This window comes from Pelagicoccus mobilis (assembly GCF_016595505.1).
GTDB classification, from domain to species: Bacteria; Verrucomicrobiota; Verrucomicrobiia; order Opitutales; family Opitutaceae; genus Pelagicoccus; species Pelagicoccus mobilis.
On the sequence record NZ_JAENIL010000022.1, the window covers coordinates 14,332 to 29,183 of the forward strand.

Here is a 14,852-nt window from a genome sequence, read left to right on the forward strand (position 1 = left end):
CTAATCGGCAATCCCTGCAAAAACTGTAATTCGAGCGTAAAAACCCCAGTAACCTCCCCCCCTCCATTCTCCAACCCTGCGCAGTTTTGAACGTAACGTTACGTAGCAAACTGCGCAGCCCTGGCAGTCCGGAAGGTGAGCGCTCGCAGTCCTACCAGGCGTATTGCCAACCGAGAGTCAGCGTATCTTCGCGATTCATACCGACACCGTTAAGCTGCTGATACACTGGCTTGCCGTACTCAAGAGCGAGCCGATGCCCCTTGAGCGTGCCGTCAGTGAACAGGTAGTTCAGACCAACGAGCACTTCGAGAATATCGCCACCATAATTGGAGGTGAAGTTATTCGGAGCACTGTGCGGATGAGGACCATTGTAATGCCCATCAAGAGCGCCCTCTGCGGAGTACTTGAGTCGAGCAGAAAAGCTCAGCGGAGCACTAAGGAGCCAGTTACCCCATACGGACGCTTCCAATGCGTCGGCACGCGAAAACCCGGAATCTCCTTCACTCTCGAGTCGCACAGTCCCGAGAGCTTGAGCTCCCCAACCGTACCTGTCTTTACTGCCTGAATACGTTGCACCAATCTTTGCATCCCAAGTGCCACTGCCCAACTGCATGCCATATGGCTGGAATTGCATGTGCATCATTTCAGTCACCGAACCTGTTGGGGCGCTGATGCCAAGGTTCCAATGCAGCTTGTGAGAGTCCTTTTCCCAACCACGAACCAAAGCGGAAAGACTCACATCTCCCCAGCCCGAAGTGGAGTGGCTCATGTGCATATCATGTCCCATTCCCATGTCCATGTGACCGTGACCCATGCCAGCATGTGGGTTCATTTCCATGTTCATCTCCATATCGAGATGATTGGCCATCAGCATCAACGTGACGTTATCGCTCGGGGCATACATGAAACCGAACATGTCCATATCCATGTCCATGTTGGTCGCAGCCGCAGAGAATCCTTGCATGAAAACCTGGTGCGAAGTGAGTCGGTTTTCACCCTTACGGTACCCCTCCATGCTCATTGTCATGTGGCGGTAGGACGCCATGAATTCGCCCGCTTTGTGTAAGTGGTCTCCCATTACACCAATCGGAGCGTGGCTGTCTGCACGTCCTGCTGGAGTGCGTACGCCTTGATCAGCAAGGACGGAAGTTGATAGGCCTAGAGCCAGTGCAATAGCTGGGACCGCACGCGATCCCTCGAAAGAGAAAAAAGTGTTCATTTTGGATTAGATTCGAAAATTTGTAGTACAGAGACGTCACCCGCGGAATATGCGGAGACATGATAAAAGGCCGATCTATCTACAGATCAGTCTGATGGGGTTTGGTACTAAACTTCGAATCGAGGAGGCGCCGTCGCCACCTCATCACTTCTTCCATGCGGAACGCTCGGGCAACTACTGATGTGCCCAACAAAGCGACTCGCAGGTTCCACCGGGAACAGATCGTTTAGCTCGTAAGCGAGCACGATCGTCTTAGCGATCGCCGAAGATTCTTTGATGGTTCCAGGCTCGGATTGCTTTCGGTTCTCATCCCGAATCACGAAACAGAGCTCACACAAGTCTTCACCTTCAAGAGACGAAAGAACCGCAGAACTCAGCCCCATAGACTCGCTACGCTCCTGAGTCATGTTCGACCATGCAACGAGCTGGCCAATCAGCAAAACGCTATTGGACAAGCTCAAGCTTAAGCTGCAAAGCAGCAAAGCTAATGCAATTCGTCGGCACATGGTCGGAAGGCAGTAGCCCATCTCCGAGTCCAGTCAATCCGAAACACGCCATCGCCTTTCCACACCAAACAGTCAACCGATATAGCTTTGTAGGGTCGGCGCTCGCCGCCCCTACCATCGCAGACCTAGAGTTTCACAAAGATCCGCCTCTTCCACAACCAGAGCACCGGCAAATAGATCATGCTCAAGTAGAACAGAGCATAAAGCAGGGACGCTAACTTCGCCGGTAATCCCATGGCGATTGCTGCACTCATCCAAGAACTGCTCAACGAGGGAACTCCCAGCCCTCCATAAAAGAGAAAACCAAGCATTCCAGATAAGGCATACGCCACCAGCGGGTTAGATCCGAAAACAACTCCCAATGACGCCCACTTCTTGTGCCCACGCACGTCGATAAGCAGCAAACAGGCAGCGAAACCCAGAGTCGCCCAGCCACCTGAATACAGCACAAAGGAACTCGACCACAGATTCTTATTGTACGGGAAAACCCAATTCCAAGCGCTGCCGAGAAGCAACGCCACCACTCCAACAAAAAACACCCAGGAAACACGCCGATACGGATCGCCAATCGAAAGCACCATCGCTCCCACCAGCATGCCGAAGATTCCCGTCGCCACAGCTGGCAAAGTGCTGAGCAGCCCTTCTGGATCCCAGTTCTTCTCGTAGAGACGTCCCGGCAAAAAATGACGATCCGCCCAAGCCGCCAAATTCGTCCCTGGCTCTAAGTTTCCAGCGATAGCATCGGAACCACTCGCTGAAACTGAGACATCTACCACTTGACCATGACTTCGCTCTATCTGCCCCGACTCAAGAGCTCCCGCATTGGCTTCGTCCAACGGAACCGGCAACCAAACCAAGGCCCCCCAATAAGCCAGCAATACTCCGACGCCGATCCACATTTGCCGTCGCCAATGTGTTGTGAGAAACAAAAACGCGCATAACCCGAATACGATAGCGATACGCTGCAAGACGCCCGCGATGCGTATTTCTTCGAAATCGAAGTACGGCCATAGATTCAAGAACACCCCCACCGCGAATATCTTAACGACACGCCACAAAATCTTTCCGAAAGCCGCTCGGCGCTCTCGTTTCAATTTCGGTTTGCCCGCATAGGCCAACGCTATCGAAACCCCGACAATAAAGAGGAAGAACGGAAACACCAAATCCGTCGGCGTAACTCCATGCCAGGAAGCATGCAATAACGGCCCATAGACATGCCCCCATGAACCGGGACAGTTCACTACAATCATTCCCATCACGGTGAAACCGCGCAAGGCATCAAGCGACAACAAGCGTTCTCTTTTATCGACCATGACGTATTCAGCTTTTTACTACTCTTCTCAAAACGAAGAAAACACCCAATGTAGACAGAGCGAGCAATCCAACGCCTATACCTACATTTCCATAAATCACGTATCCAACCCCGAAGAGGAAGAAGTAAACCGAGAAGCTACCAATGAGGAAATTAGCGATTCCCTGAGTCAAGCTCTCTGCCTTCGAGTGCTCCTCCAGAGTCTCGCCTTTTGCGATCAGACCTTTGCGGATGGTTTCCCAGCCAGGACCTACCGGACGTATTGTGCGATAAAAGGACTCTAGTGTTTCCGTGGAGCTAGCTGGAGTCGCCAAGGTAACGACCAGCCAAATCACAGTGGTCACTCCCACACTTGCAATCAGCTGAATGTGGCCAGCCAACGGCTCGAAGCCGAACTTCTCGTATCCAAACTCGAAAAAGATGGCGACCACGAACGAAACGATCATCCCGGAGATCTCGGTCGCAGCGTTGATGCGCCACCAGAACCAACGGAGAATGAAAATCAAACCGGTGCCCGCTCCAATCGAAAGGAGTATGTTAAAGCTCTGCATGGCGCTTTCCAAAAACAGAGCCACAGTTCCAGCGACCACCATGAGCAAGACCGTCGAAACACGCCCTACCAACACCTGCTCTTTCTCGCTGGCTTCCGGCTTAATAAAACGCTTGTAGAAGTCATTCACCACGTACGACGACCCCCAGTTCAAGTGGGTCGATATCGTTGACATGAAGGCCGCCACCAAGGAAGCGATTACTAGCCCCAGGACTCCAACCGGCAAAAAGGCAAGCATCGCTGGATAGGACAGATCGTCCTGAATAAAACTCTCCTCAACTGCTGGGAACGCAACGCGCAAAGAGTTTAGATCTGGATACACGATCAAAGAAGCAAGGCCGATCACGATCCACGGCCAAGGGCGCAAACCGTAGTGTGCCAAGTTGAAGAAGAAGGTCGCACCAATGGCATGCTTCTCGTTCTTGGCTGACAACATACGCTGAGCCACATACCCTCCACCACCTGGCTCGGACCCAGGATACCAAACACTCCACCATTGAACCGCCAAAGGTACTATAAAAACGGATACCAGCATCGTCGTATCAGAGAAGTCCGGCAAAAGATTCAGCTTTCCAACGACGTTTGGGTGCGTCAACAAGGCATCCAGCCCTCCGACTTCTGGTCGATTCACGATTAGAGATGCCGCCCAGATCGACCCGATCATAGCAAATCCAAATTGGACAAAGTCCGTAATCAAGACACCACGCAAGCCTCCTAAGGAGCTGTAGACGACAGTGATCAGTGAGGCGACCAATAGGGTCTCCAAGGGCGAAAAGCCTAGCACCACACCACCGAGCTTGATCGCGGCCAAACAGACGTTGGCCATAATCATCACATTGAAAAAGACCCCCAAATACAGAGCCCGGAATCCACGCAAGAAGGCCGCCGACTTGCCACTGTAACGCAACTCATAGAACTCCAAATCCGTCGTCACTTTCGAACGCCTCCAAAGACGAGCATAGACGAAAACCGTCAACATACCGGTCAAAAGAAAAGCCCACCAGACCCAGTTTCCTGCGACGCCGTTTTGCCGCACAATCCCCGCCACAAGATTAGGCGTGTCGATAGCAAATGTGGTCGCGACCATGGAAACGCCCAACAACCACCACGGCATGCTCCGACCTGAAAGGAAGTACTCTGACGACGAGGATCCGGCTCGCTTCGAAACGATCAGGCCGATGAGAAACGACACAGCATAAAACGCAGCTATTATTATCCAATCTAGAGAAGATAGGCTCATATGACTTTTGGGTATTAGGTTCTGGGGACTAAAAACAGGGAACGCCGACTTCCGCTGGTCTGGAACGAGACACTACTTGTTTATCAACTTCTCAACAGCATCGACGACTTGTAGCTCAACTCTGGCAACCGGGGCTTTTGCTCGCTCAATAACAGAATTCGAATTTTGAGACTTTCCATCCAACGCATTCAATCCGGAGAGCGCAAGATCGCGCAAGGCTTCCGATAGCGGCAAGGTCTCTCTCAGAGCTGGCGAATCTGCCGCCAATACTTCCATTTTTGCGTGATTTGCGGCCCACATTTCGAGCATGGAGCGAATCGCACCTTCGTCCGCCTTGTGTCCGGTTTTTAAGTACGCATCGACCATTTTGTTGAAACGACGGGCATCCTTCGCATCCGCTCCGGCAACATCCGGCAATAAGGTGTAAGGTGAATGCGAACGGTAGATCAGGTCCGCGTTGCGTTGATAAATCTTTAGCGGCTCAACGACATCGGCAAGTACATGTAGCGGCCGAATATCTGCGCCTCTGGTAAGGCGACGCATCATCATCCCTCTATTCTTAATGTGCGTGAGCCCTAACTCCTCTAACTGGACCGCGATCACATCTAAACGACGATACATGTCATCCACATCACGCACCTCTTCAGCTGACCAAAGACGCTCCGCGATCGCTGCGGTTCTCGGCCAGATACGTCCATCCACTGTTTCGGTTGTCACATGCTCACTCCACATCGTCGCTTCCCCACCGTAAACACGCTCTCGCTCTTCATAGTTTAGTTCAATGTCCGATGGAAGCGGATCCACTAGATAGTGATCGCTGGCAGGCTGCATAAGGTCGATGTAGTATCCATTTGAAAGGATGCTCGCATAGCCATCCTTTGCAGCGGACACCATAGAGTCGCGACCGCGCCATGAATGGATCATGATATTTTTCGGCATCGCAGGGTGCAGGATCTCATCCCAGCCGATCATTTTCTTATCGAGTTTCGTAAGAATCTTCAGGATACGCTGATTAAAATAGGCCTGAAGCGCGTACTTATCCTTCAGGTCATTCTCTTTCATAAATGCCTGAATATGCTCTGCTTCTTCCCAATGATGTCCTTCAACTTCGTCTCCTCCAATATGGAAATACGGATCAGGGAACAAGGGAGCCATTTCAGAAAAAACCGCGTCCAAGACCGTGTACACCTTCTCGTTTGTGGGATCGAGCGTTGGCTGGAAGATTCCCCATCCTCGCTCAATCTCGTAGGGCCCCGGCTTGCTTCCAAGCTCCGGGTGCCCTACGAGCCATGCGGTAGCGTGTCCTGGGACATCAAATTCTGGATACACACGAATACCCCTATCCGCAGCATACTGTACGATTTCCTTAATCTGCTCGTGAGTATAATACATCCCATCGGATCCAAGCTCGTGCAGGAGGGGATAGGACTTGCACTCCACACGAAAACCTTGGTCTTCCGTCAGGTGCCAGTGCATTACGTTCATCTTAACTGCCGCCATACCATCAAGGTTTCGCTTGATCACGTCCATCGGCATAAAGTGCCTCGCTGCGTCGATCATCAATCCACGCCACGGAAAACGCGGAGAATCCGCTATTTTGGATACAGGAAAATAATACCCGTCCTCGTCAGTCGAAAGCAACTGAAGCAGCGTCTCCAACCCATGCATCGCCCCTAAATCGGTTTCCGACTTCAAGAGAACGGAAGTCGTCCCGATTTCGAGTACATAACTCTCATCCTCGCCTAGCGTCACTTCACCAGCCCGAGCCACCACGATTTCCAAGCCAACGCTTTCTAACTCTTCGTCCGGCTCTACATAATCCTGAGGCAGGAATAACCCAGTGCGATTGTCTAATCGTCGCAAAAACCGACTCGCCGCTCCGTAGATTCGCTCATCCGGATTGCCGCTCACGGCGACCGTAAAGTTCTTCTCAATACGATAGCGGCCATCGCCTACTTTCACTTCCTGCGGAATCGGCATCAACTGCGAGAAAGCTTCCTCGCTATCTAACACACTGCTCATTCCGAATTGTCCCGCTGTCATGACGATCACTAATGCTCCTAGAATCTTTTTCATAATTATCGTTACTTATCGTATTTTTGGATACGGTCAGACACATCTGATTTAAACCGCTCCAAGTGCTGCATGGTAAACTCCCGCATGCTGAGGTTGTCATCCGCCAAAAGCGGGCTAAGATCCATGGCAAAGGTATAGCCATTCACCTTATCCACACTGTGAGATTGATAAAAAGTCGCATTCGCATGCCTGCGTCCCAGGGTCGCGCTTATATAATCTTTGCCACCAGCAATCTGCGACTCAAAGACAGCAACGAGATCTCTAGCCAGAATCGGATGATCATCCACAGGAAGGGCTACTTTATACTCATCATCTAACCAATCCAAGTCGCGCCAAACTTCACAACCGTAGATCCGCTTTGGCCTGTCCTCTAGAGCCATTCGGCGTAATGCAGCGACACAACGAGAGAGTACCGCAACATGCGTATCATGCTTGTCGGCAGGGTTGTGCAGATAGAGAGTGTGAGGGCGGCAGGCATCGAGCAGTTCATATAGTTCGTCGACCAACTCGACCGAAGCCGCTTCGTCCTTGATCACTTTACTCGGCACTCCAAGCTGCGCTTGAAAGGAGTATCCACCCATCTTGGCAGCTCGATTCTGCTCACGATGGCGTTCCTCCTTCATTTGCTCGTCGGAGAAATGTTGATACGGACCGATACGGGCACTTCCACCTCCATCAGTAACAGTAACCCCCGCAAACCAATTCGAGGCCGAACGATAGCAAGCAGCAATGCCGTGATATGCAAATATCTCCAAATCATCTTGGTGTGCCCCGATCGCCATATGCGAAACACGTTTCTGAGCCGACTGAAGGCCCACCCCATCTGGTACAAAATACTTTTCCATTTTCAGACTATTGGTTTGTGCTCCCCTCACTGTTCGCGAGCGTACGACGCGCTTCCTCAGCTCCAATCTCCCGAATAAAGAGATTTCTCCACCGAATTTCGCCTCCATGAGTTTGCAGGTGAATCGGACCTTTCGTTGGCAGCGGTTTACTCTTGTCGAAATAGGCGTGCATAATCGCTCCATCAACGACCAACGCTCCGTTTAGCCAGACCCAAGTTCGATCGCCAACTTGCTTGATCCGCATCGCGTTCCACTCACCAAACGGCTTGTCAGCATGAACGAGCGGATTCTTACCTGGCGAATCAGCAGGATTGTTGAAAAGCCCACCCGAGCCCATTTGAGCATTTAGCTTCCACTTTCCACCCGCCTCGGTCGTATCCCAAATCTGCACTTGAGGCGTCCCACGAAGATAGATCCCACTGTCCGCTAGCGCGACCGTTTTGTACTCGAGAAGAAGCTCAATATCCCCGTAGTCCTTCTCAGTCGTAGCATAAGGACCATGCCCGTCATTAACCAATTGGTTGCCAACCACGCTCCAATGTTCCCCAAACACCAGCTGCTGATCCTTCAACGATTGCTCACGATCCTCAGCTTTAATGGTCTCGTGCGGATTGTTGCCGTACCAACCTTGGAGATCTTTCCCATTGAACAAAAGCTGAAACCCTTCGGGAGGATTCGGCTTCGCCACGATATGTGTACAGATTAGCAACACGGCGATGAGATTTAGCTTTAACAGTTTCATGCCTAGAAGATCTAACTATTTGGATACAGTCCAACGTACAAAGCATTCGATCGCCTCGTACTCGGCTAGGCCAAGCCGATCATAGAGACTACTCGTCTCACGATTTCGGGCGACCGCTTGTTCCCATGCTTCGCTTTGAGTTTCATTGATAGCAGGCACCTGACTACGCTGTGAACGATGTTGATAAATTGCCTGAGCCTTAGTCTTAACTTCGTCGGGGCTGCACGGCACCGACATTTCAATCTGGTGGATCTCCCACTCACTTCCATCACTTCGATAGAGCCAGACGTAGCAATCGGACAACCAAGCTTCATCCGCGAGTTCAGATATCGCCTGCTCAAAGACCGAAAAACTCTTTGCCTGAACCGAACTCGGATCGGCCGCTTCACCCGTCACATAGACCTGATGCGGCTGCACACTTTGCAGAAGCTCTTTGACAGCCACCACATCTCGTTCACCAGTGACGAAACGGCGATAACGCCCTTCCTCATAAAACGGAAGATCCAAGAAGCGGATACGCTCTTTCTCCAATCCACAACGCTCGAGCGAAGCACGGGCTTCATTTCGGCGAATGTAGGACTTAAACTGCCTGAGGTCAGCAGTGTCCTCATCGAAATCCCCTTTCTCGTCGAGTTCACGCAGTACATCGATAGCGATTTCACCACCGCCAGCTTCCAACATCAAATCCGCCGCCCAACGGGCTTCCTCGTCCGGGACACCCAAGCTCCCAGAAGTCAGGTAAGCCACCGTCACATCATGCCCATGCGCAACCAAGCGGCTCAAAGTTCCCGCCATTGCAAGGACATCGTCCTGCGGCTCCGGGCTCAAAACCAAAACCCGTTTCTGAGCCGGAACCGCCCGTTCTGGGCGATAAGTATCATCCGCATCCGGCTTCCCACCTGGCCAACCAGTGATGGTGTGCTGCACTTCGTTGAATACACGGATGTTCAATCCATAGGCAGGCCCCTGCTCTGTCACCAGTTCAGACAAACCGTTTTCCTGGTAGTCTTTATCAACAAGCTTAAGGAGCGGTTTTCCGAGTTTAAGCGACAGGTGCGTGACCGACTCGCGAGCCAACTCTGGAGTCCAATCCGGAAATCCGACCAACCAAGGATACTTGTTTCGTGTCAGTTCCGACCCCGAAGCCGTATCCAAAATGAACGACACATTTTCATGAGCCTGCAAAAAGCTCGCGGGCAAATTTTCGACGGGATCATCTTCAACCGCGGCCCTAATTACTTCGGCCTTGGAACGCCCCCAAGCCAGCAGGTAAACCTTCTTGGCATCCATGATCGTTCCGACGCCCATGGTTACCGCATAGCGCGGCACGTTGTGCTCACCATGGAAATCACGAGCAGCATCCAGCCGCGTCAGTCGATCTAAGGTCACCAAACGAGTCCGCGACTTCGGACCCGATCCTGGCTCGTTGAAACCGATATGACCAGTGCGACCAATCCCCAAAATCTGGATATCAATTCCGCCCGCGGCTACGATTGCATCTTCATATTCCTTGCACGCGTCGAACACTTCCTCGCGTGGCACATCGCCTTTGGGAATATTGATCTGCTCATCCGGCATGTCGATGTGATCGAACAGCTGCTCCCGCATGAAACGGTGATAGCTCTCAGGGTGGCGATCATCGATCGGGAAATACTCGTCGAGATTGAAGCTAATCACATTCGCGAAGCTCAATCCCTCCTCACGATGTATGCGGATCAGCTCACGATAAAGAGGTACCGGCGTCGAGCCCGTAGCTAAACCCAAAACAAATTTACCGCCAGACGCCTGGCGTTCACGGATTGCCGCTGCAATTTCGCCCGCAACTTGCACTACCGCGGCCTGGGCGTCGTCATAAATTTTGGCCGGAATGCGTTCGTACAACTCTTGTCCACTACGTTCACTCATAAGGGTATCAGTTTGAGGATTGAGGGGTAAAGGGGTGGTTCGCCTCTCATCATAACAAAGAAAAGTGAGACAAATATTTGCAAAACAGATCCATTATTTGATATTTCCGTTCATATGTCCGTAGACCTCCGTAATGCTTCGCAACGCCTCAAAGGCCTCGGGATGACAACCCCAGACGACTATTTTCACGGCCTGAAAGCCCGGAACCTCTGCGTAGCCGACAATCTCGTGATCTTCCTCCGCACCGAGAAACGCATTCTGCAAACCAAGAGCTTCGACAGCCGTCCACACCATCGTTTCGTGCTCATCCTGTGCTTCGAAACGGAAGGCTCAATCAGCGTAGACGGACGCATCTTTCACCTCACACCCGGCGATGCATTCCTAGTGAAGCCCTACCAGTTCCACTTCTATCTAGAGATGCAAAGCCAAAAACTGAACTGGCTATTCATCACATTCGAAACCCGCAACGCGAAGCCGTTCGACTCGTTTGCCAACACATCCATCCCACTCAGCGAAGAGCTCTGTGAACAAGCCCTTCAAATCGCCAGCCACTACGCGGAACGCGAGAGACTCGACGAAGTCACGCTCGACATGCTCACCTTCTCCGTCTCTAGCCTGCTAAACAAACTCCGAGCCTACTCCCTGAACCGATCACGCAAACTCATCGAATCTCCTGCGTACCCAACATTCGGGTACGATCTCGTCGATAAGATCAACACGCAACTGGAGCAATCACTCGAAGACAACATCAGCATTCTGCAAATCTCCGAGCGACTCGCCATCTCAGAAAGCCACCTTCGTAAACGTTTCAAGCAACTCACAGGCCTCAGCCTCGGCAGTTACCTTGTACACTACAAACTCAACCGAGCCGTTAAACTCCTCGTTCACTCCGACGACTCTCTCACTCAAATCGCCTTTGACTGCGGCTATGATTCCCTCGCGGCCTTCAGTCGCAGCTTCAAAAAGCAACTCGGCTCTACCCCCTCCCAATACCGAAAAACCGAGAAATTCGAGCGCCTGAAGCAGTGATGGCTTCCTCTCGCAGTCAAGGCCTCTCCCCTCAGCCCACAAAAAAGGCCGCCTCATCAGCGACCTTCAATTCTCCAGCGAGACCTAATCCTCCTCCTTATAGTCCGCCATTAGCTCGCGGATGTAGCTCTTGGTCCGTTCGCGCTCGCGATAGGTCTGCAGACTGCTCTCTGAGCCCCTTGTCACCATGTACTCCGGCGGCCGCTGCCCGTAAAAACTCCACAAGGCCAAGGCCAACAGTCGCGGCAAGTAGCAGCTAACTTCCACGAGCTCGTGACGAACCCGCTCCTTTTCGTGGTAGGATAGGTTCCGAAGGCCAACCCATTCGATTTTCTTCGCGAGGTCTTTGGCTGTGGTCGTATCTGTCATTTGTAAACCGGTGCAAGAGGTTGGGCCGCACATAGATTGCGACCTCCAAAACATAGCGCAGTTCACACATTTTTGACACCCGAGGACGAAATAAGGTGAAAACCTAGGGTCCCCACACCCCGTAATGTCTAGACGGACAGCCGTCTCCTAATACGACGCGAGCCCCCTTATAAGCTCTACTCGCCGTACTCGGGCCAGAGATAAGCGATCAGCAGGTTCTTCATGTCAAAGTACCGCTTGGCAGCTCCCTGCGCCTCTCCCGGGTCAAAAGCCTTCACTCGATCCGGAAAACTCAATATCTCGGAAAAGTCCCGCCCCTCCGAAACGACCCCAACGAGGTTTCGCATCCAGAAGCTGTTTTCCTTCAAGCCTCGCTCGTGCTCGCGCACATGCAGCTCTTTGACTTTCTGCACATTGGCTTCACGAGGGCCGTCTTCCTGCAGCGATATGATCTCAAACAATCCAAGCTGCACCAATTGCTCCGCGTTCTCTGGATCACACGAAAAGCCAAAGCCCGTCGAATAAGAGCCCTCCGGAATTCTCCCCAGCGACCCAAATACGCTCACGCCATAAACGCCGCCGTTCTCCTCGCGCAAAACCTCACGCATTCGAATGTTCAATAGGCCTCGAGCAAAGGCCAAGGCATACCGATTTTCAGGAGACCACTCCGCATCGCCCGTGAAAAACAGGCGTACATTCGCCTTTTCCTCCAAGCCCTTCTTGACGTCGACGGACAAACGGCCGGACTTCGGCTTATCGTCCAAGGCGATCGCCTTCTCAGGTTCTCCGCCTCGCGTGGGCAGAGACGCCACATAAGTCTTTACCTGCTCCCGGAACGACTCGAGATCGATCGTACCTACGAAAACAAAAACGAAGTCGCCCGCGTTCTGGAAACGATCCTTGAAGATTTCCAGCGACAGACGCGCATCCATTTCTTCGAGACGCCCCAGGTTCAAAGGCTGATGGCGTGGGTGATCGCCGTAGTAGGCTTCCTCGATCGCATCCTGGAATACCGCGCTCGGCGATTTGCTACGGTTCGCTACCACCTCCGACAAACGGTTCTTAACCGACTCAAAAGCCTTGGCCAAATCCTTCTCGTTCGGCTGCGTAATCTGCAGGTAGAGCAGCTTGAAAAAGTCCTCCAAGTCCTGAGGCGAACTCGATCCCGACAGGCTCTCGGACGTCGCCCCGATCGAAGGCGATAGCCTCAAAGCCTTACCCGCCAGCTTCTTCTCCAACTGGATCGTATTGAAAGGACCAACCCCCGCTTCCCCCAACAACATCGTCGTCGTGAGAGAAGGGATAAACTCATCGTCCAACACCAGACTGCTTCCGCCTTCGCTAAACGCCGACATAAGCACCTGGTCGTTCTTGAAGTCGGTCGATTTGATGATCACACGCGCCCCATTCGAAAGCGTCCAGTCATGCACATCCACCTCTTCGTGGTAGGTTTCCGAGACGATCTCGCCCGGCACCGGCATCTCCGCAAGTAGCGGAGCATCGGATACATCGTCAACGTAAGCGCCCAAATCCATCGCGCGACCAGAGTCGATCGCGGCCAAAAGCTGATCCTCGCTCGGCAACTCGTAGCCCTCCCCTTCCGGAGCCGTAAAAAGGATCACGCGATTGCTTTCCTGCTTAAACGCGTCTCCTACCCGATTCACCTCTGCCACATCGAGATCCGCTAAAAACGCACGGGTCATATCCCTCTCCAGCTTTATCCCAGGAATCGGCTCATCGACCGTGAACGCCCTCGTGTATTCCGCAGCGAATACAGAAGACTGCGTGTTTTCACGCTCCTCGTAAGCCCGGTCCATACCACGAATCATGTCCGCCTTCACCCGATCCAGCTCGCTTTGGCTAAATCCCGCCTCGCTTGCGCGAGCGACTTCCGCAGCAAGATAACGGAGCCCTTCCTCAACCCGCCCTTGAAACAAGCCAGCTGACATCGCATAGGCCCGCTTTTCCCGCCCCAGGCGAGTGGAGCCCACGCTGGCGTTGATGTAGGGAGGCGTCGCGTCGAGCGTGCGCTCCCCAAGACGTTGGTTCAAAAGAGAGAAATAGATGCGTTCGATCAAATGCTGCCGGTAGTCCAGCGCCGTCTGGTCGCTCGCAGGATCGAGCTTGAGGTAGACGACTGCCGACATGCCGGTGATCTCAGGATCGGACACGATCGAAAACAAGGTCTCCTCATGATCCGGAACGCTAGAGTTTACCCGTTCCGGAGCTCCCTCCGGATTCTCCAATCGGGAAAAACGAGTGATGATCTGACGCTCCACTTCTTCCGCGTCAAAATCCCCCACCGCGATCACGGACATCAGGTTCGGACGGTACCACTTCTTGTAAAAGTCCACGAATCGCTCCGCTGGAGCATTTTGAACGACAAACATCGACCCGATCGGCAGACGCATCGCGTACCGGGAATTGTAGTAAACCAGCGGATACTGCTGATCTCGGATCCGCTGAGACGCCCCCTGGCCCGAACGCCACTCTTCGACGATCACGCCCCTTTCCGCTTCGATCTCAAACGGGTCGAGCGAGATGTTTGACGCCCAGTCCTCCAAAATCAAAAACGCCTTGTCCACCACATCCGGGTCATCCCAAGGCACCTCCAATTTGTAGATCGTCTGGTCAAACGAAGTGCTCGCATTCAAATGCTGCCCAAACCGCATCCCGATGCTCTCCAGAAAATTCACCAGCTCCTGCTTGCGAAAATTCTTCGTCCCATTGAAGGCCATGTGCTCCAGAAAGTGGGCGATCCCGCGCTGGTCATCCTCTTCCTGCAAGGACCCCGCATTCACCACCAAACGCAACGACACTCGGTTCTCCGGACGCGAATTTTCCCGAATGTAGTAGCGGAGCCCGTTATCAAGCTCCCCCACTCGCACTTCCGGATCAACCGGCAACGGTCCCTCCAAATCGAAATCATCAGGAAGCTGAGCCCAAGCCCACACGGGCACGGCGAGAAACAAAAGCGAAAGGACAGGCGATTTTAGAAGCTGCATGTAGTTAGATAGTACAAGGAACAACCCTTGAGCTAGAAAATCGATTTAGCAATT

At 52.7% G+C, this 14,852-nt stretch carries 11 protein-coding genes; 1 reads left to right on the top strand and 10 read right to left on the bottom strand.

From position 1 onward, the window contains the following. Nucleotides 1–151: 151 nt before the first annotated feature. The 8 genes from JIN87_RS12840 to nagB form a co-directional block, all read right to left on the bottom strand. Nucleotides 152–1,219, bottom strand: coding sequence for a transporter (locus tag JIN87_RS12840; protein WP_200355972.1), 1,068 nt, complete (start codon nt 1,217–1,219; stop codon nt 152–154). 107 nt (nt 1,220–1,326) lie between these two features. Next, the gene (locus JIN87_RS12845) at nt 1,327–1,725 is read right to left on the bottom strand and encodes a hypothetical protein (protein WP_200355973.1); all 399 of its coding nucleotides are present in this window, start codon (nt 1,723–1,725) and stop codon (nt 1,327–1,329) included. Between the two features lie 125 nt (nt 1,726–1,850). Continuing rightward, the gene (locus JIN87_RS12850) at nt 1,851–3,038 is read right to left on the bottom strand and encodes an acyltransferase family protein (protein WP_200355974.1); all 1,188 of its coding nucleotides are present in this window, start codon (nt 3,036–3,038) and stop codon (nt 1,851–1,853) included. Between the two features lie 7 nt (nt 3,039–3,045). Further along, nucleotides 3,046–4,827, bottom strand: a complete 1,782-nt coding sequence (locus JIN87_RS12855; RefSeq protein WP_200355975.1) for a sodium:solute symporter family protein — start codon at nt 4,825–4,827, stop codon at nt 3,046–3,048. Between the two features lie 72 nt (nt 4,828–4,899). After that, nucleotides 4,900–6,903, bottom strand: coding sequence for a beta-N-acetylhexosaminidase (locus tag JIN87_RS12860; protein WP_200355976.1), 2,004 nt, complete (start codon nt 6,901–6,903; stop codon nt 4,900–4,902). Nucleotides 6,904–6,911: 8 nt separating this feature from the next. Next, nucleotides 6,912–7,748, bottom strand: a complete 837-nt coding sequence (locus tag JIN87_RS12865) for a PIG-L deacetylase family protein (RefSeq protein ID WP_200355977.1) — start codon at nt 7,746–7,748, stop codon at nt 6,912–6,914. 7 nt (nt 7,749–7,755) lie between these two features. Further along, nucleotides 7,756–8,490 (bottom strand): 3-keto-disaccharide hydrolase, encoded by a 735-nt coding sequence (locus JIN87_RS12870; RefSeq protein WP_200355978.1) that lies wholly within the window; start codon nt 8,488–8,490, stop codon nt 7,756–7,758. A 15-nt stretch (nt 8,491–8,505) separates the two neighbouring features. After that, nucleotides 8,506–10,395 (bottom strand): glucosamine-6-phosphate deaminase, encoded by a 1,890-nt coding sequence (gene nagB, locus JIN87_RS12875; RefSeq protein ID WP_200355979.1) that lies wholly within the window; start codon nt 10,393–10,395, stop codon nt 8,506–8,508. Between the two features lie 114 nt (nt 10,396–10,509). On the opposite strand from nagB, the gene JIN87_RS12880 reads away from it, so the two are divergent. Next, entirely contained in the window at nt 10,510–11,424 is a 915-nt protein-coding gene (locus tag JIN87_RS12880) for an AraC family transcriptional regulator (RefSeq protein ID WP_200355980.1), read from the top strand. 84 nt (nt 11,425–11,508) lie between these two features. On the opposite strand, the gene JIN87_RS12885 is transcribed toward JIN87_RS12880, so the two are convergent. After that, nucleotides 11,509–11,793 (bottom strand): hypothetical protein, encoded by a 285-nt coding sequence (locus tag JIN87_RS12885; RefSeq protein ID WP_200355981.1) that lies wholly within the window; start codon nt 11,791–11,793, stop codon nt 11,509–11,511. Nucleotides 11,794–11,969: 176 nt separating this feature from the next. Then, nucleotides 11,970–14,798 carry a M16 family metallopeptidase gene (locus JIN87_RS12890; protein WP_200355982.1) on the bottom strand — a complete coding sequence of 943 codons (2,829 nt, stop codon included), beginning with the start codon at nt 14,796–14,798 and terminating at the stop codon, nt 11,970–11,972. Between the last annotated feature and the right edge of the window lie 54 nt (nt 14,799–14,852).

Coding starts and splice junctions, on each gene's coding strand:
- JIN87_RS12840 (WP_200355972.1), bottom strand. CDS start 1,219: ATGAACACTTTTTTCTCTTTCGAGGGATCGCGTGCGGTCCCAGCTATT.
- JIN87_RS12885 (WP_200355981.1), bottom strand. CDS start 11,793: ATGACAGATACGACCACAGCCAAAGACCTCGCGAAGAAAATCGAATGG.
- JIN87_RS12845 (WP_200355973.1), bottom strand. CDS start 1,725: ATGTGCCGACGAATTGCATTAGCTTTGCTGCTTTGCAGCTTAAGCTTG.
- nagB (WP_200355979.1), bottom strand. CDS start 10,395: ATGAGTGAACGTAGTGGACAAGAGTTGTACGAACGCATTCCGGCCAAA.
- JIN87_RS12860 (WP_200355976.1), bottom strand. CDS start 6,903: ATGAAAAAGATTCTAGGAGCATTAGTGATCGTCATGACAGCGGGACAA.
- JIN87_RS12865 (WP_200355977.1), bottom strand. CDS start 7,748: ATGGAAAAGTATTTTGTACCAGATGGGGTGGGCCTTCAGTCGGCTCAG.
- JIN87_RS12855 (WP_200355975.1), bottom strand. CDS start 4,827: ATGAGCCTATCTTCTCTAGATTGGATAATAATAGCTGCGTTTTATGCT.
- JIN87_RS12890 (WP_200355982.1), bottom strand. CDS start 14,798: ATGCAGCTTCTAAAATCGCCTGTCCTTTCGCTTTTGTTTCTCGCCGTG.
- JIN87_RS12870 (WP_200355978.1), bottom strand. CDS start 8,490: ATGAAACTGTTAAAGCTAAATCTCATCGCCGTGTTGCTAATCTGTACA.
- JIN87_RS12880 (WP_200355980.1), top strand. CDS start 10,510: ATGTCCGTAGACCTCCGTAATGCTTCGCAACGCCTCAAAGGCCTCGGG.
- JIN87_RS12850 (WP_200355974.1), bottom strand. CDS start 3,038: ATGGTCGATAAAAGAGAACGCTTGTTGTCGCTTGATGCCTTGCGCGGT.